Origin of the sequence: Streptomyces sp. NPDC048417, from assembly GCF_040651615.1 — a bacterium.
Taxonomy (GTDB): domain Bacteria; phylum Actinomycetota; class Actinomycetes; order Streptomycetales; family Streptomycetaceae; genus Streptomyces.
In genome coordinates, this window is the sequence record NZ_JBEZKI010000018.1 from 98,979 (window position 1) to 118,071 (window position 19,093).

The window sequence follows — 19,093 nt, forward strand, 5'->3', positions numbered from 1 at the left end:
CGGGGCCGATTGTCAGACCCCGCCCGTACAGTCGAAGACGTCTGATCCGACATGTGGGCGGGAGGTGGCAGAACGTATGAGCGGCACGATGACCGAGACACCTGAGGGCGTCCCCCTGCGCCTGGCGGCGGTCTATCTGCCCGCCGACCTCCCGCGCCAGGGCCGTATCGCCTTCTGGGACCCGGACGGCGACCCGCTGCCCGCCGCCGCGACCGAGGACCTGACGGTGGTACGACGGCACGGCGCCGGTGTCCGCCGCCGGCAGGTGCCCGCGCTGACCCTGCCGCTCGGCGAGGCCCTCCCTCTGCTGGTCCGTGCCCGCCGTGACCCGGCCGCCCACCCGGCCACCGCCTGCTGGGGCGCCGCCGCCCAGCACGCGCTGCGCCTCGCCGCCCGAGGCCGCCTGCTGCCCGGCCTGACCCCGGCCGGGTACGACGCCTGGCGGGCCGGCCCCCTGGAGCCCGCCGACATCGCCCACCTGCGCGCGGTCGCCGCCGCCCTGCCCGCCGAGGGCCACGCCGTCCCGCTGCCCGGCCCCGGCCCGCTCCGGCTGCCCCAGCCGGAGGCGCTCATCCGCTCCTTCCTGGACGCGGTCGCCGACACCCTGCCCCGCACCCCGGCCGCCCCTCACACCTCGGGCAGGCCGTTCGCCGCCCGCGAGGGCCGACGGCTGCCCGACGCCCAGGAATGGGCCGCGGAGGTCGCCGCCGGCATGGACGCGGGCGTGCGCGTCTCGCTCCGCCTCGACCTGTCGGCGTACGACCTCTTCGACGACGGCGAGGGAGCACACCGCGCGGGAGCGGCGATCGTCCAGGTGCACAGCCTGGCCGACCCCACCCTGGTGACCGACGCTTCGGCACTGTGGGCGGGGCGGTCCGACGACGCCTTCGGTCCCCGCGCGCGCGTGGACGCGGCGCTGGCCGTACGCCGGGCCGCGCGGGTGTGGCCGCCGCTGGACCGGCTGGCCGAGCAGGACGTGCCGGACGTACTCGCCCTCTCCGAGGGGGAGCTGGGTGATCTCCTCGGAGTGGCCGCGACCCGGCTGGCGGCGGCCGGGGTCGCCGTGCACTGGCCCCGGGACCTGGCCCAGGACCTCACCGCGGCCGCCGTGATCCGCTCCGCCCCCGGCTCGGCGACCGACGGCACGGGCTTCTTCGAGGGCGAGGACCTGCTGCAGTTCCGCTGGCAGCTGGCGCTCGGCGGTGACCCGCTCAGCGACGCCGAGATGGACGCGCTCGCCGAGGCCCACCGTCCGGTCGTACGGCTGCGGGACCGCTGGGTGCTCGTCGACCCGGCCCTGGTGCGCAAGGCCCGTAAGCGCGAACTGGGCCTGCTCGACCCGGTCGACGCGCTCTCCGTGGCACTCACCGGCGAGGCCGAGGTGGACGGCGAGCGCGTCGAGGCGGTCCCCGTCGGCCTCCTCGCGGCCCTGCGCGACCGCCTTACGGCCGGCATCCAGCCCGCCGAGCCGCCCGCCGCACTGCAGGCCACCCTGCGCGACTACCAGCTGCGGGGCCTGGCCTGGCTCGACCTCATGACCTCTCTCGGCCTCGGCGGCTGCCTCGCCGACGACATGGGCCTCGGCAAGACGATCACCGTCATCGCCCTGCACCTCAAGCGGGCCCGCACCGAACCGACCCTGGTGGTCTGCCCCGCCTCGCTGCTCGGCAACTGGCAGCGGGAGATCGCCCGGTTCGCGCCCGGCGTCCCGGTCCGCCGCTTCCACGGCCCCGACCGCTCCCTGGACGGCCTCGACGGCGGCTTCGTCCTCACCACGTACGGCACCATGCGCGCCACCGCGGCCAGGCTCGCCGACCAGCCCTGGGGCATGGTCGTCGCCGACGAGGCACAGCATGTCAAGAACCCCTACTCGGCCACCGCCAAGGCGCTGCGCACCATCCCGACCCCCGCACGCGTGGCCCTCACCGGCACCCCTGTGGAGAACAACCTCTCCGAACTCTGGGCCCTGCTCGACTGGACCACCCCCGGCCTTCTCGGCCCGCTGAAGTCCTTCCGCGCCCGGCACGCGCGTGCCGTCGAGAACGGCGAGGATCAGCAGGCGGTGGCGCGGCTTGCCGGCCTGGTCCGCCCGTTCCTCCTGCGCCGCAAGAAGTCCGACCCGGGCATCGTCCCCGAACTCCCGCCCAAGACCGAGACCGACCACCCCGTCCCGCTCACCCGCGAACAGGCCGCGCTGTACGAGGCGGTGGTCCGTGAGTCGATGCTCGCCATCGAGACGGCTGAGGGCGTCGCACGCCGGGGCCTGGTGCTCAAGCTGCTCGGCGCCCTGAAGCAGATCTGCGACCACCCCGCGCTCTACCTCAAGGAGGAGACGCGCGCCGACGGCCTGGCCGCCCGCTCCGGCAAACTCACCCTGCTCGACGAGCTGCTGGACACGGTCCTCGCCGAGGACGGCTCGGTGCTGGTCTTCACCCAGTACGTCGGCATGGCCCGCATGATCACCGCGCACCTCCAGGCGCGCGCGGTCCCGATCGACCTTCTGCACGGCGGCACACCGGTACCGGAGCGGGAGCGCATGGTGGACCGCTTCCAGGCCGGCGCGACCCCGGTTCTCGTCCTCTCCCTGAAGGCCGCGGGCACCGGCCTCAACCTCACCCGCGCCGGCCATGTCGTCCACTTCGACCGCTGGTGGAACCCGGCGGTGGAGGAGCAGGCCACCGACCGCGCGTACCGCATCGGCCAGACCCAGCCCGTCCAGGTCCACCGCCTGGTCACCGAGGGCACGGTGGAGGACCGCATCGCCGAGATGCTGGAGGCCAAGCGCGCCCTCGCCGACGCGATCCTGGGATCCGGCGAGTCCGCCCTGACCGAACTGACGGACCGTGAGCTGTCCGACCTGGTGTCGCTGCGGAGGTCGTCATGAGCGGGGACGAGCAGCGGCCGGGCGATGCGGCCCGGCAGGCGCTGCGGGCGGCGCGGGGGCGCGGTACGGAGACCGGGGGCGACGAGGGGGCGCCGGCCGAGGCGCGGCCGGAAGGCTCCGCTTCGCCGGGGGCGGACGCGACCGAGGAGCGGGTGACCAGGCCGGGCGACGCGGCGCGGCTGGCGCTGCGGGCGGCTTCGGCGGCGAAGGAGGCGGAGCAACCGGAAGCCGAGACCGAGGCCGACGCGGTGGACGCCGGTGCCGTTCGTCCGGGCGCCCGGCCCGGGGACATCGCGCGCGAGGCGCTGCGCGCGGCCCGGGCGGAGGCACGGCGGGCCGAGGCGGCCGCGGCGGAGGCTTCGGAAGGGTCGCCGGGGCGCGGGGGACGCCGGCTACCATCGCAGGCTCCGGCGGAGACGGCTCGCGGTCGCACCGCCCGTGACCTGAGGCAGTTCCTGGCGACCGCGTTCAGGATGCCGAAGGAGGACCCCGAGTCAGCGCAGCCCGACGCCCTGGCGGAGCAAGGAACTCCGACGGAACGCCTCGCCGAGGACGGGGCGCACCTCACCGCACCGCAGCACCACGAACCGGATCCCACCCCGCCCCCGCCCACTGCGCCGCCGGGCCACCCACACCCGACTCCCATCGCGCCGCCCGGCCACCCGCAGCCGACCGCCTCCGCGCCCGGCACGCCTTCCGACAGCGGAGAGTCGGCGGCCTCTGTGTCCGGTGCGGCTTCGGGGGAGCCGTGGCCGATCGCCTCCGTGCCTGGCACGTTTTCCGGCCGCGGGGAGTCGGCGGGCTCAGTGTCCGGCGCGGCTTGCGGCGACCCGCAGCCGGCCGTCTTCGCGCCCGCCGCGCCCCCTGGCGACCCGCAGCCGATCGTCCCCGCGCCCGCCGCGCCCCCCGGCGGCTCGCAGCCGACCGCCCCCGCGCCCGCCGCGCCCTCCGCTGACGCGGAGCCGAACAGCCCCGTACCCGCCACGGCTTCAGGGCGCCCGGAGTCGGCGGCCGCCCCCACCGCCTCCTCCCGCCTGCCCCGCACCATGGCCACCCCCCACCGCGACACCGAACTTCGCCGGACCTTCCCCTCCTTCCCGGCCCTCCCCTCCCGGGCCGGTGGCTCCGGGGCGGACTTCGCCGAGACCTGGTGGGGAAACGCCTGGGTCCGGGCGCTGGAGGAGGGGGCGTTGGATGTGAAGCGGCTTGCGCGGGGGCGGAGTTATGCCGAGCAGGGGCATGTGGACGCCATCACCGTGACGCCGGGGCTGGTCCTGGCGTATGTGCAGGGGAGCCGGCCGCGGCCGTATCGCGTGCAGGTGCGGTTGCGTACCTTCGGCGCGGATGAGTGGGAGCGGTTCCTGGAGGCCGCCGCCGACCGGCCCGGGGACATCGCCGCGTTGCTCGACAAGGAGCTGCCGCAGTCCCTCGCCGAGAGCGGAGTGCCCCTGCTGCCGGGGCCGGGGGAGCTCGAACCCCGGTGCAGCTGCCCGGACTTCGGCCATCCCTGCAAGCACGCGGCCGCCCTCTGCTATCAGACCGCGCGGCTGCTGGACGCCGACCCGTTCGTGCTGCTTCTACTGCGCGGCCACGGAGAGCGCGAGGTCCTCGACGCGCTGTCCCGGCGCAACGCCGCCCGCGCGGCCCGGGAGCGGCAGCCGGTGTCCCTGCCCGGCGTCCGTGCCACCGAGGCCCTGGTGCCGCGGCAACTCCCGCCGCTGCCACCCCCGTTGCCGGTTCCGTCACATCCCGAGCAGCCCCCGGTGTACCCGGGCGTGCCCGGGGGACCCGACCCCTTCACGCTGGACCAGCTCGCCACGGACGCCGCCGCCCGCGCCCACGCCCTGCTCGCCACCGGCCGGGACCCGGTCGGTGAACTGACCCTCTGGCAGGACGCGGTACGCCTCGCCGCGGCCCGCCCCGGCTCCGGTCTGACCGCGTCCACCCGCGCCCTCTACGCCTCGCTCGCGGACGCCGTCGGCCGTACCCCGGGCGACCTGGCCCGCGCGGTCGCCGCGTGGCGGCAGGGCGGCCCGGAGGGACTGGCCGTGCTGGAGGAGCCCTGGGATCCGCCGGCCGGCCGTTTCGACCGGGCCAGGCCCCTGCTCCTGGCCGCCGACCTCCCGGCATTCCGGCCGTGGCGCAACCACCTGACCCACCCCGGCGGTCATGTCCAGCTCCGGCTGGGTCGCGACGGCCTGTGGTACGCCTACGAGTCCGAACCGGGCCAGGACGACTGGTGGCCCAGGGGCACCCCTGACCTGGACCCGGTGGGCGCCCTGACGGGACTGGGGGCGCCGGAGGACCTCTGAGAGCCCGGAGCCAGACGTTCTTGCCCGATGTCGTCGTGCCGGGCCACGAACCGGGCCCTGGCGCCCTCCACCCGGTAGAGGACCGGCCGCTGTGAGGGCGAAGACCGCCTGGCGCGGCCCGACCACTGCCGAACGGGGCGGGGAAACGGAGTCCGGCCCGGCGGCCGGGCTCCCGCCGGGAGGTGGGTGCACACCGGTCGAACGCCTTGGTGAGCAACGCTGGACAACTGTCTCCGCACGCCGATTGAGCACTTGTCGATCAGTGAGAGTGTGGGGTCGTGGTGCTTGCCAAGCACAGCTCGATCAGATTGATCTGCCCAGCGCCACCCTCACTTGATCAGGAGGAATACCCATGGCATCCCCTCGCGGCGATCTGGAAGAGCTTGCGATCGAAGTCGGCCCGCACCGGTACGACGCCCTCGCCGCCGGCCCTCAGGACGGTGCCGTCGTCCTGCTCCTCCATGGCTGGCCCGAGTTCGCCAGCTGCTGGACCGAGGAACTGTACGCCCTCGCGGATGCCGGGTACCGCGCCGTCGCCGTCGACCAGCGCGGCTATTCCCCCGGCGCCCGCCCGTCCGAGATCTCCGACTACACCGTGGAGCACCTCGTGGACGATGCGCTCGCGTTTGCCGACGCGCTGGGCGCGAGCCGGTTCCATCTGGTCGCACACGACTGGGGCGGCCTGGTCGCCTGGGCGCTGGCCTGCGCCCACCCCGAGCGGCTGAAGTCCCTGTCCGTGCTGGCCACCCCCCACCCCCGGGCGCTGGGCGGGGCCGCCAAGGCCGACCCGGGGCAGTACCACCGGCTCGACTACGTGCGTTTCTTCCGTCGGCCCGACCACGCCGCCGAGGCGGCGCTGCTGGCCGACGACGCCGCCCGACTGCGTCGCGCGTACGACGGGCGTGTCCCGGACCACCTGGTGGAGAGCAACATCCGCCGTCTCTCCCGGCCCGGGGCGCTCACCCCGACCCTGAACTGGTACCGCGCCGTCGACGACGACCTCACCACCCCCGGCGACCGGATCACCGTGCCCACCTTGTACATCTGGGGCAGCGAGGACGGTGCCCTGGGTCGCGAAGCAGCGCATGCCACGGAGGATTTCATCGACGCGCCGTACCGCTTCGTCCCCCTGGAAGGGGCCAGCCACTGGCTGCCCGAGGAGGTACCCGACCAGGTGATCCCGCCGATCCTGGAACACCTGGCGACCCACACCCGGTGATCACCCCGGCCCACCCCTTCCGAGACCGGTGACCACGCCTGGGAAACGCGCCACCCTCCGCAGCGACCACGCCAAGCCGGTCGCCCGGCGCCGCGAACAGCTCACCAGGCTGCGCGCCCCGCTGACCCACAACCGCACGGCCATCGCCGAGGCCCTCTGGCCACCCGCGCGAGAACCCCGCAGAGGACGAGTGGTTCCCGCACGACCAGGAGTCGCCGATCGCGACGGGTGACCGGGGGCCGGCTCGCGGACGGATCTACGACCTGGAGGGGCGGCTGCCGGTCTCGGCCGCCCAGGAGGGCCTGTTCCGCGTGGGGTGAGTCCCGCTTACGGCCGGGTACGCATCCCCTCGTACAGCAGGTCGAGCATGCGGCCGGCCTGCTCGCGCTGCCCAGGGCCGCCCGCGGCCATGGCGATGCCGCTGAGGGACATCACGATGTCATCCGGACGGAGTTCGGGGCGCGTGACCCCTGCCGCGGCCGTCGCCGAGAGCAGTGCCTCGACTGCCGCACCGAGGCGCTCGCGGCTGTATGCGAAGGGGTTCCCGCCTGCGGCGATGACGGCCCGGATGGCCTCCGTGAGGCCGACCTTGGTGGTCATGTGGTCGATGAAGCGGTCCATCCAGATGCGCAGCGCGTCCCTGGGCCGCACCTCGTCGAGCAGTTCCCCGGCCACCGCGCACACCGCGTCGAGTTCCGAGCGGTACGCGGCCTCGATGAGGTCCTCGCGCGTCGGAAAGTGACGGTAGACGGTTCCGACACCGACGCCGGCTTCTTTGGCGATCTCGATGAACGAGACGTCCGGGCCTCGCTCCACGAACAGCCGCAACGCCACCGCGATGAGGCGCGCCCGATTGCGCTGCCCGTCCGCGCGCGGTTTGCGCTGCACTGTCTCGCTCACGGTCACCTCGTCCTGGTCACAACAAACTATGGGAAGTGGAATCTATTCCACTTTCACGATACATGCCGAGGGGAATCCCGCCCAGCGGATTGCTGGGGTGAATACGCCTCCCACCTGCGGATTTGTGGTTGGCGGCACGGTGGATGCGCCCTCGGCCGAGGGCGTGCTCTCCCAGCTTGCAAGCGGAATATATTCCACTTAGCCTGCTGTTACCGGACCAGATTCCGGATAACGACACGAACGGAGCCATCCATGAGTCCCCGCGAACGGTTCACCACCCCCTACGGCTTTCACACCACGACGAACGAGGTCCTTGACGGCGTCGACCTGACCGGCAAGCGTGCGATCGTCACCGGCGGCGCGTCCGGCATCGGTGTGGAGACGGCACGGGCTCTGGCCGGCGCCGGAGCCGAGGTCACCATCGCCGTCCGCAACGTCGAGGCGGGCAGCCGTGTCGCCCAGGAGATCGCGGCCAAGACCGGCAACTCCAAGGTGAGCGCCGCGCCGCTGGAGCTGACCGACCGAGCCTCGGTCGCGTCCTTCACCGACGCCTGGCAGGGCCCCCTGCACATCCTGGTGAACAACGCCGGGGTCATGGCCCTGCCCGAACTGCACCGCACGCCCGAGGGCTGGGAGCTGCAGTTCGCCACCAACCACCTCGGCCACTTCAACCTGGTCCTCGGTCTCCACGGCGCGCTCGCGGCCGCCGCCGGCGCCCGCATCGTCTCGCTCAGCTCCACCGGCCACCTGTTCTCGCCGGTCGTCTTCGACGACATCCACTTCGAGCACCGCGCCTACGAAGCGTGGCTCGCCTACGGGCAGTCGAAGACCGCCAATGCACTGCTGGCCGTCGGAGCGGCCAGGCGATGGGCCGACGACGGGATCACCGCCAACGCGGTCATGCCCGGCGGCATCCGCACCGGTCTCCAGCGCCACCAGGAGAACAACATGACGCCGGAGGTCGAGGAGGCCTTCGCCGGTTTCAACTGGAAGACCGTGGAGGAAGGCGCCGCCACCTCGGTGCTGGTGGCCGCGTCCCCGCTGCTCGAAGGCGTCACCGGCCGCTACTTCGAGGACTGCAACGAGGCCGAGCTCAACACCGACCCCAACCCCTACGCCGACAGCGGCGTACGCCCCTACGCCCTCGACGAGAACGACGCGGCGCGGCTCTGGGAGGTCTCCACCGCGATGCTCCGTTCCTGAGCGGAACGCGACCGTCGTGCCGGCCCGTCGGCCGCGGTCAGGACGTACGCGGCAGATGGCCGGACGCCCACCACGCGGGAGCACACGCCACGGCCGCGTCGATCATGTCGTCCTTGGTGACCGAGGGGTCCTGGAGCCAGGCCTTGATGGCGCCGGCGAAGCCGTGAGCCAAGAACTGGGCGATCACTTGCGGGTTGGCGTCGGGAAGCGCCGAGCGATCACTGCGCGCCATGAACGCCAGGGTGTACTCGCTGAAGTGGCGCACGAGCGCCTCGTAGACCCCGCTGTCCGCCGGGTCGTCGAGGGAGAGCCGGTAGATCACCCGGAACCGCTCGACGTGGTTGCCCACTTCCGCGGTGGTGAGGCGCAGCAGCTCGGCGGCCGAGTGCCCGCGCCGGGCCCGCTCGTCCTCCAGGCGGTGACCACGGTCCAGGTCGGCACCGAGGACCTGGATGAGCAGTTCCAGCGGAGTGCTGTATCGGTTGTAGAAGGTGGCTCGGGTGACCCCCGCGCGGTCCGCCAGTTCGGCGACGCTGATCTGGGAGACCGGCCGTTGCGAAGCGAGTTCCACGATGGCCTGCTCGAAGGCCTGGGTGGTCCGGGTGATGCGCGGGTCGATCCGGCCGCTCAGCGTACTGCCCTCCTGTCGACCGGCGACTGCGTCGCCCCCCGGTTCCGGGAGGCGGACCAGGCTTCCTGTATCCGGCCCGCCAGTTCGTCAGCCCCGGCGCCGTCGTCACTCAGCTGTGTTTCCCGAAGGTAGCCGATGAGCCGGACCACGGCGGTGTTGAAGCCGACCCCGGCTTTCAGCTTCCGTTCGGGCAGCCACATGCGGTCCTGCCGGCGCGCAGTGAACCAAGAGCCGTAAGCGGCCCCTATGAGGCCGAAACAAGCCCCGATGGCCACGGACAGGATGTTCGCCACGTCACCTCCGCTGGCACACAGCTGACAGCAGGTTACAGAAGCCATTGAGGGCCCAACGCGATGGGCGAGCGGAGTCTCGAACTCAGTCGCCAACCTGGGGATTCGCCGTACGCGATCACGTGACCGGGGCCCCGATACCGAACGCGGTGTCGGGGCCCGAGCCCGACCGCATTCGAAATGACGGAGGCCCGGCGCACGCGGGCCCTCGCCACGACAGGCGCGGTGGTGGGAACAACAGGAGCCGTTCTCGTCGCGGTCTACGGACCCGCCCTGGAATCAGCACTCGCGATCCTTGCGGAAGCGGCGGTGTGCCGGGCGTCATTGCCGCCCTGGTCGCGGAGAAGGGCGGCCGCAGGCCCAGGCGCAATCCCTGGTACTACGTCTGGGCCCTGCAGCGGAAGTCCACCGGGCGCCGCTGAGCTTGATCCTGTGCTCCGACCAAGGTGCACTTGACCAAGACGAAGGCCGTGAGGTGAGTCTGCTGCCTGATGCTCGCCGGAGGGAGGCGTTCGCAGAGGCGTTACGCTTTTGGGCCAGGTTCTACGAGCGTCCGACCACTCGGCGCGACGAATTGTTCGAGCTGGTGGACGCGGTGCTGTGTGCGCACGGCGCGGCGGCCCGAACCACGGCCCGATCGACGTCGGTCAGCTGCGGAGGGCGCTGGCCGGACTGTCGCTTCCGCGTTTTGACGGCGGGCACCCGGTCCCGGCGGTCGATGTGTCGCCGTGGCTGCGTTCTGTCGCGCCCTGCTCGGCAGAGTGACTGTCCTGCCACGTCTACGGTCGCGCGAAGACAGCGTCGCGGCTCATTCCAGGGTGGCCCTACTCCGCTGTGGACAGCAGACCAGAGCTCCGCCGCACCCGAACGCCGAATGCGGCGACTTCACCTTGATCCAACAGGCAGGATCACTTGATGACAGGCTCTAGGTGTGACCGCCGCCGCCGGGCCCGGTCAGGGTGATGTCGTCGGCGTAGTAGCTGCCCTGTGCGTACCAGCCGTGCACGTAGATCGTCGCGGTGGTCTGGGAGGCGCCTGTGGTGAAGGAGACGGTCAGTGGGCTGTATCCGGTTGGGGAGGTGGTCCAGGTGGATGGGCCGCCGTTCACGCCCAGGTAGACGTTGGAGCCGCGGACCCAGCCGCTGAGTGAGTAGGTGGTGTTCGGCCGTACCGTGACGGTCTGGTTGCACTGCGCGGTGTCGCTCGAACTCACCTTCCCCTGGAGGGCTTTGGAGCCCGCGTGGACGGGTGAGGAGACGTTCGAGCCCGGGTTGCCGGCGCAGTTCCACGGGGAGAGGCCGCCCGACTCGAAGCCGGGGTTGGCCAGGGCGTCGGCGGCCCCGTCCGAGCTCGGGGCGGCTGACGTCGGGGCGGCCGACGCGCTCGCCGAGGGAGCGGGCGGGGTGGCCTCGGTAGGGCTGGGGATCAGGAGAGAGCAGCCGAAGCCGGCGACGGCCGCCGCGGCGACCGCGATCGCCACGGCAGCCCGGCGCTGTCCTGGCCCCAGGCGCGGGCGGTCTACGGGACGCGGCGGGCGGGTGTCGCCGTCGGGTGCGAGGAGCTCTGGCGTCTTGCCGCCGGGGGCAGGCGGGAGTTCCTCTGTCTCGCCGTCGGTCGGAGTGTGGGGGAAGGGTGCGGCCGCGGTTGGGTGGCCGCGGTAGTCCTTGTCCTGGCGTATGTCGTCGAGCAGCTGGGCCAGCGCGTCGGTGTTGCGCATGCGCAACACGCGGATGGGCTCCAGCGCGGTGCCGTCGTCCGGTGCTTCGGGCGCGGGCGGTGTGGGCACGGTGCTCTCCTTCCGTCCCGTGGCAGAGACCAGGGCTGTCCCTCGGAATTCATACGCAACGCCCGCTCCGGAGGTTCAGCCGACACCGCACCCGGGGAAGCCGCGCTCGGCATCCGTGAGATCAGGGACAGCCTTACGTCGAACGGGCGTTGACGCGGGCGGGTCTGAGCTTGGCCGACCTGTGGACGCGGCTGATCATCGCCGCCCACACCCAACTCCGCCTCGCCCGCCCCCTCGCCGAGGACCTCCGCCGCCCCTGGGAACGGCCCGCCGAGCCGCGCCGGCTCACCCCCGCCTGCGTCCGCCGGGGGTTCCGCCACCTCCGTGTGAAGACCGCCCGTACCGCCGACGTGCCCAGACCCTCCGAGCCCGGACCCGGACGCCCACTCGGCTCGAAGAACCGCAGGCCAGCCCCACGTCACGAGCCTGGGAAGACCGTGAAACGAATCGAAACCCTCACCGAACACGTCCGCCTGAAACAGCAGCGAGGTTAAACGTCAAGCGTACGTCCAGCAGTCCGGACGTCTTCCCAGTTCAGAAGGGGTGTGAACGATGTAACCGGACGACAAGTTCAGGATAGCCAGCCGGTGGAAGTCCGGTCCGGGGAGACGCCAGGGTCCCCGGTAGCTGACTCCCGGCGTCGCCCGAAGTGGTGGCGTCGAAGTGGAGTGACAAGCGCCCCTCGGGCGCGTGCAACGACCAGTCCGCAACATGAAGTGAAGCCTGCAGCGTCGTCATTCTTCCGTAACGGTAAGTCAGGACGGAAGTTCAATGTGGTTGACGGCCATGTCCACGAGCGGCTGGCGATCTTCGCCAGCGCGAAACACGGACTTGCGGGCAGGAACTGGACCACCCGTTTTACTTATGGGTGGATCACCCGGCTCGGTGTCTACCGTCTTACCGGAAACGAGCACAGGGCGACGGCGCATGCCAGCCGGTGAACGATGTCGGAAAGCCGTGTGCGGGAGAACTGCATGCACGGTTTGAAGCGGCGGGGACTGGAAACGGAACATCAGCCACTGCGCCAGTCCCCGACCCTGCTCAGAGTCCGATCGACCCCGAGCACGACCACCGGGCCAACTCCGCCTTGGAGCTGGCCGCTTAGAAGATCTCCACGGTTCGAGGGGATTGACGGCGCCGAGGCCCCTGATGGGCGAGACGACCGGATGTTGTCACCAGGTCGAAGACCGGTCTCCGCAGGTGATGGCGGCTGTATCGGACAGTGACCAAGCCATGACAGCCGGACCGGCAGAGAGCGGGTGGTCACAGTTGTTCGACCCGTCTTCACCCCTGTCACCCTGGTCATCCGGTCGTCGCCGTTCAGGGCATGTGCGGCCCGGAGACGTAGCTACCGTTCTTGTCGTACGGCCAGGCATTGGCGATGCATCCGTGCAGACCCTTGATCTGCTGCATCATGACGGGGGCCAGTTGTCCGGGACCTGCGCAGGTCATGTGGGTGAGGCCCAGGGCGTGTCCCATCTCGTGGTTGATGATCAGCGCACGGTACTCACGTATCGGTCCGTCGAACGTGGGCGAGCCCTTGATCCAGCGCTTGAGGTTCACCACCACACCGCCGGGAATCTCGCAGTTGTACTCGCCGTGGGTGCTCTGGTGGATCCCCGCCCAGCACAGTGCGTCGGCCGTCCCGGGTGTCGCGATCTTTATCATGAGGTCGTACGACTCCCCCGCACCCACCAACCGGAACGAGTTGTTCCCGCTGTGAGTCCAGCCCCGGGGGGCGGCGAGTATGTCGGCGATCTTCTCGGCTGCCTGATCCGGCGAAATGTCGAGCCCGCTCTCGACCTGCACCGCGTAGCGGATCAGATGCGCACCACGACCGACCTTCGCGCCACCGGCACGCGCGGTGATGAACGCGCCGCTGCCCGTCGGGGGGACGTCGATCTCGGTCGGGGTAGGGGTGGGCGTAGGAGTGGGCCTGGGCGAGTGGGTGACGTGCGCCGCGCTCGGCGGGGGCGCCTTACTCGATGCATCGCTTCGCCCGCCGTTCAGGAAGAACGTCACGGAGCCGAGCAGGCCGACGGCCGCCAGCGCCATGATCAGAAAACGCACGCCGAGGTGGCGCGGACCGCTCCGGCGGTGGGAGGACTGTTGGCGCCCACCGTGCCGGGGCTCTCTCAGCCGACGACTGCGATGGGAGGCCGAGCCATCGGTGGGCGATGTGGATTCCCGCTCTCGTGCCGAATACATGGCAGCCCAAACTGGCCATTTCAGATGATCACCCTGTGCTCGAATGATCACGAAAGGGTAACGACCGACTCCTCTTATGACCGTTCTGCCACAAGCCCGAAGAGGAGCTCTATCCAGAGCTGCCACCGAACGCGGTCCACCTACACTGTCGAGGTGTCGCGAGTCCTTATTGTCGAAGACGACCCGGATGTGCGTAACGCCGTTGACTTGGCGCTGCGGCATCAGGGCCACAACGTCAAGGCTGCCGGGACGGGCGAAGAGGGTCTGGAACAGCTCCACTCCTTCCGTCCGGACGTGGTGGTGCTCGACCTCATGCTGCCCGGCATGTCCGGCCTCGACGTCTGCCGCCGGATCAGGGACCGCGACCAGGTGCCGATCATCATCGTGACCGCCAAGGGCGACGACATCGACGTGGTCGTGGGGCTGGAGGCCGGCGCGGACGACTACGTGGTCAAGCCCGTGCAGGCCCGGGTGCTCGACGCGCGAATACGGGCCGTACTGCGCAGGCAGGCCCCGTCGTTCGCCGACGGCGTCCGCCCCAGGGCGGAGTCGCACGGCAAACTGGTCATCGACCGGGCCGGGCTCGTGGTGACACACCACGGCTCACCTGTCGCGCTCGCTCCCTCAGAGCTTCGACTGCTGCTGACCCTGTCGGCCTCTCCCGGCCGGACGTTCAGCCGCCAGCAACTGCTGGAAGCGGTGTGGGAGCACAGCTACCACGGCGACATACGACTCGTGGACGCCTGTGTGATGCGACTCCGCAACAAGCTCGGTGAGCTGAGCGGGGATGCCCAGTACATCCAGACCGTACGTGGCTTCGGCTACCGGTTCGTCTCCCCGTGAACGGCAGGAAAGTCGCAGGGGCGCGCAAGGCCGAAGGCCGGCGCCCGACCGTACGCGAGCACGAGCCCGTCACCGTCGAGCGGGGCGCCAGGCCTGTGCGGTTCTTCCGGGCGCTCCTGGCGCACATCCCGCTTCCGCTGCGCGGACTGCGCGCACGCCTGGTGGCGGCCTTTGTCCTGGTGGCCGTCGTCAGCGCCCTGAGCACTGGGGCCCTCGCCTTCCGGGAGGCGCGCACGGGGGTGCTCCAGCAGAGCCAGGACTCGGTGATCCAGCAGTTCCGGAAGAGTGTCGACAGCGTGGCCCCTTACACACCCGCGACACCGAACCAGGGCGAACTGCAGGCCGCGGTGAACCATGTGCTCTACGACAACCCGTCGCAGGGCTGGCGGGTGATGGCGACGTACGGCAGCCTCCGCGCCTGGGCGCCGAGCGCTGATTTCGAGAAGCTGAGCCCGGAACTGCGCCGGACCGTGGCCACCACGAGCGCCACGGTGTTCCAGCGGGTCGACGTGGACGGGCGCCCCTGGCTGGTCGTCGGCACGCCGGTCGCTTACAGCAACAGCGATGACACAGAGTCCAGCCTCTCGGGTATGGCGATGTACCTGATGGTGTCGCAGGGCACCGAAGAGGGCTACGTCAAGGCGATGGTCAGCGGCATCGAGCGCGCCACCGTGGTGGCGCTGGCCCTCGCCGTCGTCCTGGCGCTACTGGCCGCGAGCGGCGTGCTCCGCCCCGTGCGGGCGCTGCGCCGGGCGACGCGCCGGATGGCCGAGGGGCATCTCGACGTCCGCCTGGCCGTCAACGGTTCCGACGAACTGGCGGAGCTCTCGCAGTCCTTCAACGACACGGCCGCCGCGCTGGAGCGATCGGTCGTGGAGCTGCGCCGCATGGAGGCCCGGGCGCGCCGCTTCGCCGCGGACGTCTCCCACGAACTGCGGACGCCACTCACGGCGATGGCAGCACTCACCGACGTGCTGGACGAGAACGCACTGCATCACGACCAGGAGACCGGCGAGGCGCTGCGGCTCATCAGCGAGGGAACCACGCGGCTGAGCGGGCTGGTGGAAGACCTGATGGAGATCTCCCGCTTCGACGCGGGCGCGATCAAACTCAACCTGGACGAGGTCGACTTGACCGAGTCCGTACGGCGCACCCTCGCCTCCCGTGCTTGGCAGGACCAGGTGGAGACCCACCTGCCCGGACCCGGCGTGCTCAGGGCGCGCGTGGATCCGCGCCGCCTCGATGTCGTCCTGGCCAATCTGGTCGGCAACGCGTTGCGGCACGGGGCCCCGCCGGTACGGCTGACCATGAGCGTGCGCAAGGAGCGAGCGGACGTGGCGTGGGCTGTCATCGAGGTGACCGACAGCGGCCCCGGGATCGCCGAGGAGGCAATGCCGTACATCTTCGAGCGCTTCTACAAGGCCGGTACCTCGCGGGCCAGGAGCAAGAGCAGCGGGCTCGGCCTGGCCATCACGGCGGAGAACGTGTACCTGCACGGCGGACGCATCAGCGCGGCGAACCTGCCCTGGGGCGGGGCGGCGTTCACCGTCGAACTCCCCCTGCACCGCGAGTCCTCGGCCCCTGACCACAACGCCTTCGCAGGTGCCCGGTGAGGCGCTCTCGCGTGCCGGTGTTGCTGACCGGGCTCGCGGCCGGGCTCGCGCTGGCGGGGTGCGGAGTCCCTTCGTCCGGCGTCATCCAGGCCGGCCCGGCGGCGAGCGGGATCGTCTCCCCCGGCGCGAAGCCCACGACAGGCACCGTCATCGCTCTCTACTTCATCCACGACGGTGATCTGAAGCCCTATCCGCGCAAGATCGACGACCCCGCGGACTTCCAATCCGTCCTGGACATGCTGTTCGACGGGCCGGACGAGCAGGAGTCCCGATCGGCCGCCACGAAGCTGCCCCGCCTGCCGGGCGCGCCCGACGTAGCGATCGACGGCGAGAACATCCTCAGCGTCCGACTCCCCAAAGACGCAGGCCACCCAGGGCATCTGGCCCTGATGCAGCTGACGTGCACCGTGGCCGGGGTTGCCAGGCCATTGACCGCAAAGCCCTCGAGCGGCCCGGGCGGCGGCGCCTCCGTGGCCCCTCCCGATACCAGGCACGACTCCCTCGCGCGCACGAAAGTCAAGGTGAGCGGGGACGGTTGGGCGACTGCACTGTCCGGGAACTCGTGCCCCGACCTGCTCCCGTCGTAGCGGGAGCCGGGACCGGTGGTCGGCCACCACGATCCGCAACCGCCGTGACGAGTGGAACCGACTCGGTGTCTTCGCCCGGCTCAAACAGATCGCGCTGGAGTCCTACGACCGGATCGTCGGCCTCGTCCTCGACCAGATCGCTGTCGACGGCTGCGTCACCAAGGGTCCCGGAGGCGGCGAGGCCGCCGGACGCTCACCGGTCGACCGCGGCAAACAGGGCCTCAACCGCTGGGCTATGACGGATGGACACGGCATTCCGCTGGGTCGTGTCCCGGCCGGTGCCTACCGTCACGACTCCCCGCTGCTCGCCTCGCCCCTGGACCGCCTGGACGACCTCGGGCCGTTGCCGGACGACATCACCGTGCACCTGGACGCCGGCTACGACTCGGACAAGACCCGCGCTCTGCTCAACGCATGCGGAACCCACGGCCGCATCGCGCACAGAGGCGAGAGGGCACCCATCCAGGCCGGCCGGCGGTGGCACGTCGAACGCACCCACGCCTGGCAGAACGCCTTCTACCGGCTCGCCCGCTGCCACCAGCGGCGCGCCACCGTGGTCGACGCACTCTTCGACCTCGCCGACACGGTCATAACCGTGCTCAGCATGATCCGACAGGCATGGACGACTCACCGCCGGGACGTACGCCCGAACTGCCGATCATGACCGCACGCCTTCCCTGCGACTTTCACGGACCCGAACCCGGCGGATCACGGAAGATGTCAGCCAGGGAAATCTTCTGAGCGTGAGCTGTATTGGAGCATATCGCCGGAGGAAAAGAAGAACGTTGATTCGCTTTGTCCGAGGCCGAGTCGTCCGCCACGTTCGTCAGAAATTTCCGGTTGACGTCAATTAGGTGATCGAGTGCTTTCCTGGCGGCGGCTAGGCTGTCAATTGTGGATGAAAGGCGGGTTCGCTCCTCTTCCATTGCCGTCAAGGCTTGCCGAGCTCTGTCGATGTTGGGCTGCGTCATACAGGGGGCCAACTGGGCGATGGTTCTGCTGGACATTCCGGCGGCCAGGAATACCTGAATCAGAGCCACCCGCTGGACGTGCTCGTCGTCGTAGCACCGCTGGCCGCTGGGGGACCTTGTGCTGACCAGCAAACCCTGCTGCTCGTAGTAGCGCAGCGATCGACGGCTTGCTCCTGTCCGGGTGGACAGTTCACCGATCCGCATCTCAACCCCTCGTGTGCATTGGGTCACAGTAACTTGCCCTTGACATCGATGTGAGCGTTTAGGTTAACCCCATGACTTGCGACCCGCCGTCCGGGTCTCGGGTCACCTGCATCTCGCGTTCGCGAGAGCACGAAAGGGAGAAGTCCATGATTAAGTTCGCTTTCATGATCAACCGTATCGATGGAATGACCTTCGAGGAATTCGTTGAGCATCACCGAGACCGCCACGCCCCGTTGTTTACCTCCATTCCGGAAGCACGGCAGTACGTGCGGAGGTACGCCGTCTCTCACCCGATACCCGCTGAAGGGTACCCCGGGCCGGCCTACGACGGTCTCACTGAAATCTGGTTTGAAAACTGGGCAGATCACGACGCCTTCTTCGCGTCTAAGAATTACAAGGAGTTGGTGAACCCGGACGAGAGTAAGTTCATCGATATGAATTCAGTGGCAGTAATGGTCACCGAAGAAAGGGTTGTGATCTAGCCCTTTGGGCTGCCCGCTCTGTGCCGCGGGCGATGCTGTGGGCCATCATCGTGATGGCGGCTCAGGTCGCCGATCGTTCCCGCTCTGGCCGTAGCCCATGTGGCATGGTTGGCCCTCTCTGCATACCTGAGGCTGTGAAAGCACAGTTACGGCAGTACGGGACAGGTCTCTCCAGCGATCGCAGAGCGTCGCAGCTCCGTGATCGCCAAGACCTGTGCCTGCTGCGCAGCCGAGGTGCCGCCACCAGCCCTATCTGCCCGCCCGGAAGCGTCCTCCACGCTCCCCGTTCCGCCCCAGGTGGCGCGGATGTGCGAGGGACTGCAGTGGGTCCACTGCAGCTCGTTGGTCTGTCTGTGCATTTCGGATTTCCAGTCCCTTTCAAGGCGGCGCTGCTGATGTGCAGCCGATAGGTACTGGAACTGCGAGAAATGTGTGGCTCTCATGCCCGTGGCGGATCAGTGGACCGCGGTGCTGGGCCGGGAACTGGACAGAGCCGCCGGTGACGTAAGCGCGGTCATGCCACATCGCGCGCTGAGGTCAATGCCAAGGCAGGGCACCCTGATGCAGGTCGACCTCGTTCCCGGCTTTTCAGCGCGCTGGACGCCGGCCTCTGGGCAGCGGTCTATCGGGTGTCTCCGTCGCGAGAAGTGTTCCGTACTCGTCGAGGAGTCCGCGCGGTGTTGCGGGGTGAGGCATGAGCATCGGAGGGTCCTCTCGCATCCGGGCGGCAGGTGCGATGCGGCATGCGGGTTGTGTGCGTGGGGGGAGGAGAGGTTACCGGCGTAGGGCTTCGGCCCGGACGCGGGCGCGGCGCCGTGGCGGACGCGAGGGCCGGATGGCGGGCGAGGGCGGCCTGCCAGGAGCGGGGGTGGGCGCGGTCGTCGAAGGAACCGTGGGCGCCGTGGTCGGTGGCCGGCGGGTTGTCGGCCGGGGTGAAGAGGTTGTCCGGACCCGCCGGCC

At 70.3% G+C, this 19,093-nt stretch carries 12 protein-coding genes and 6 pseudogenes; 12 read left to right on the plus strand and 6 right to left on the minus strand.

Annotation, left to right across the window (positions count from 1 at the left end):
• The first annotated feature begins 76 nt into the window (after nucleotides 1–76).
• The 4 genes and pseudogenes from AB0D59_RS27590 to AB0D59_RS27605 all read left to right on the plus strand — a co-directional run.
• Entirely contained in the window at nucleotides 77–2,884 is a 2,808-nt protein-coding gene (locus AB0D59_RS27590) for a DEAD/DEAH box helicase (protein WP_362570601.1), read from the plus strand.
• Nucleotides 2,881–5,196: an SWIM zinc finger family protein gene (locus AB0D59_RS27595; RefSeq protein WP_362570604.1), complete on the plus strand. Its 2,316-nt coding sequence runs from the start codon at nucleotides 2,881–2,883 to the stop codon at nucleotides 5,194–5,196. The genes AB0D59_RS27590 and AB0D59_RS27595 overlap by 4 nt, the downstream gene beginning before the upstream one ends.
• A gap of 352 nt (nucleotides 5,197–5,548) precedes the next feature.
• Nucleotides 5,549–6,415 carry an alpha/beta hydrolase gene (locus AB0D59_RS27600; protein ID WP_362570607.1) on the plus strand — a complete coding sequence of 289 codons (867 nt, stop codon included), beginning with the start codon at nucleotides 5,549–5,551 and terminating at the stop codon, nucleotides 6,413–6,415.
• 175 nt (nucleotides 6,416–6,590) lie between these two features.
• A pseudogene (locus AB0D59_RS27605) lies at nucleotides 6,591–6,735 on the plus strand (acyl-CoA thioesterase II); the annotation flags it as partial.
• 7 nt (nucleotides 6,736–6,742) lie between these two features.
• Here AB0D59_RS27605 and AB0D59_RS27610 read toward each other — a convergent pair.
• The gene (locus AB0D59_RS27610) at nucleotides 6,743–7,315 is read right to left on the minus strand and encodes a helix-turn-helix domain-containing protein (protein ID WP_362570610.1); all 573 of its coding nucleotides are present in this window, start codon (nucleotides 7,313–7,315) and stop codon (nucleotides 6,743–6,745) included.
• A 252-nt stretch (nucleotides 7,316–7,567) separates the two neighbouring features.
• On the opposite strand from AB0D59_RS27610, the gene AB0D59_RS27615 reads away from it, so the two are divergent.
• Nucleotides 7,568–8,518, plus strand: a complete 951-nt coding sequence (locus AB0D59_RS27615; RefSeq protein ID WP_362570613.1) for an SDR family NAD(P)-dependent oxidoreductase — start codon at nucleotides 7,568–7,570, stop codon at nucleotides 8,516–8,518.
• Nucleotides 8,519–8,555: 37 nt separating this feature from the next.
• Here the strand turns inward: AB0D59_RS27615 and AB0D59_RS27620 are convergent, their stop codons facing one another.
• Nucleotides 8,556–9,089, minus strand: coding sequence for a TetR/AcrR family transcriptional regulator (locus AB0D59_RS27620; RefSeq protein WP_362570616.1), 534 nt, complete (start codon nucleotides 9,087–9,089; stop codon nucleotides 8,556–8,558).
• Between the two features lie 56 nt (nucleotides 9,090–9,145).
• Nucleotides 9,146–9,442, minus strand: a complete 297-nt coding sequence (locus AB0D59_RS27625) for a hypothetical protein (protein ID WP_362570619.1) — start codon at nucleotides 9,440–9,442, stop codon at nucleotides 9,146–9,148.
• Nucleotides 9,443–9,914: 472 nt separating this feature from the next.
• On the opposite strand from AB0D59_RS27625, the pseudogene AB0D59_RS27630 reads away from it, so the two are divergent.
• A pseudogene (locus tag AB0D59_RS27630) lies at nucleotides 9,915–10,276 on the plus strand (transposase); the annotation flags it as partial.
• A gap of 97 nt (nucleotides 10,277–10,373) precedes the next feature.
• On the opposite strand, the pseudogene AB0D59_RS27635 reads toward AB0D59_RS27630, so the two are convergent.
• Nucleotides 10,374–10,778 (minus strand): annotated as a pseudogene (locus AB0D59_RS27635) (carbohydrate binding domain-containing protein); the annotation flags it as partial.
• A 620-nt stretch (nucleotides 10,779–11,398) separates the two neighbouring features.
• Here AB0D59_RS27635 and AB0D59_RS27640 point away from each other — a divergent pair.
• Nucleotides 11,399–11,719 (plus strand): annotated as a pseudogene (locus tag AB0D59_RS27640) (transposase); the annotation flags it as partial.
• A gap of 826 nt (nucleotides 11,720–12,545) precedes the next feature.
• On the opposite strand, the gene AB0D59_RS27645 reads toward AB0D59_RS27640, so the two are convergent.
• Nucleotides 12,546–13,280, minus strand: a complete 735-nt coding sequence (locus AB0D59_RS27645; protein WP_362570622.1) for a DUF3152 domain-containing protein — start codon at nucleotides 13,278–13,280, stop codon at nucleotides 12,546–12,548.
• A 306-nt stretch (nucleotides 13,281–13,586) separates the two neighbouring features.
• Between AB0D59_RS27645 and AB0D59_RS27650 the strand changes: the two genes are divergently transcribed.
• The 4 genes and pseudogenes from AB0D59_RS27650 to AB0D59_RS27665 form a co-directional block, all read left to right on the plus strand.
• The gene (locus AB0D59_RS27650) at nucleotides 13,587–14,276 is read left to right on the plus strand and encodes a response regulator transcription factor (RefSeq protein ID WP_362570625.1); all 690 of its coding nucleotides are present in this window, start codon (nucleotides 13,587–13,589) and stop codon (nucleotides 14,274–14,276) included.
• 116 nt (nucleotides 14,277–14,392) lie between these two features.
• The gene (locus AB0D59_RS27655) at nucleotides 14,393–15,889 is read left to right on the plus strand and encodes a HAMP domain-containing sensor histidine kinase (RefSeq protein WP_362570924.1); all 1,497 of its coding nucleotides are present in this window, start codon (nucleotides 14,393–14,395) and stop codon (nucleotides 15,887–15,889) included.
• Nucleotides 15,890–15,900: 11 nt separating this feature from the next.
• Nucleotides 15,901–16,476 carry a hypothetical protein gene (locus AB0D59_RS27660; protein WP_362570628.1) on the plus strand — a complete coding sequence of 192 codons (576 nt, stop codon included), beginning with the start codon at nucleotides 15,901–15,903 and terminating at the stop codon, nucleotides 16,474–16,476.
• Nucleotides 16,477–16,495: 19 nt separating this feature from the next.
• Nucleotides 16,496–17,140, plus strand: a pseudogene (locus tag AB0D59_RS27665) (transposase); the annotation flags it as partial.
• Between the two features lie 145 nt (nucleotides 17,141–17,285).
• Here AB0D59_RS27665 and AB0D59_RS27670 read toward each other — a convergent pair.
• Nucleotides 17,286–17,651: pseudogene (locus AB0D59_RS27670) on the minus strand (MerR family transcriptional regulator); the annotation flags it as partial.
• Between the two features lie 146 nt (nucleotides 17,652–17,797).
• Between AB0D59_RS27670 and AB0D59_RS27675 the strand changes: the two are divergent.
• Entirely contained in the window at nucleotides 17,798–18,133 is a 336-nt protein-coding gene (locus AB0D59_RS27675; RefSeq protein ID WP_362570631.1) for an EthD domain-containing protein, read from the plus strand.
• Nucleotides 18,134–19,093: the final 960 nt, after the last annotated feature.

Coding starts and splice junctions, on each gene's coding strand:
- AB0D59_RS27600 (WP_362570607.1), top strand. CDS start 5,549: ATGGCATCCCCTCGCGGCGATCTGGAAGAGCTTGCGATCGAAGTCGGC.
- AB0D59_RS27615 (WP_362570613.1), top strand. CDS start 7,568: ATGAGTCCCCGCGAACGGTTCACCACCCCCTACGGCTTTCACACCACG.
- AB0D59_RS27675 (WP_362570631.1), top strand. CDS start 17,798: ATGATTAAGTTCGCTTTCATGATCAACCGTATCGATGGAATGACCTTC.
- AB0D59_RS27590 (WP_362570601.1), top strand. CDS start 77: ATGAGCGGCACGATGACCGAGACACCTGAGGGCGTCCCCCTGCGCCTG.
- AB0D59_RS27645 (WP_362570622.1), bottom strand. CDS start 13,280: ATGGCGCTGGCGGCCGTCGGCCTGCTCGGCTCCGTGACGTTCTTCCTG.
- AB0D59_RS27595 (WP_362570604.1), top strand. CDS start 2,881: ATGAGCGGGGACGAGCAGCGGCCGGGCGATGCGGCCCGGCAGGCGCTG.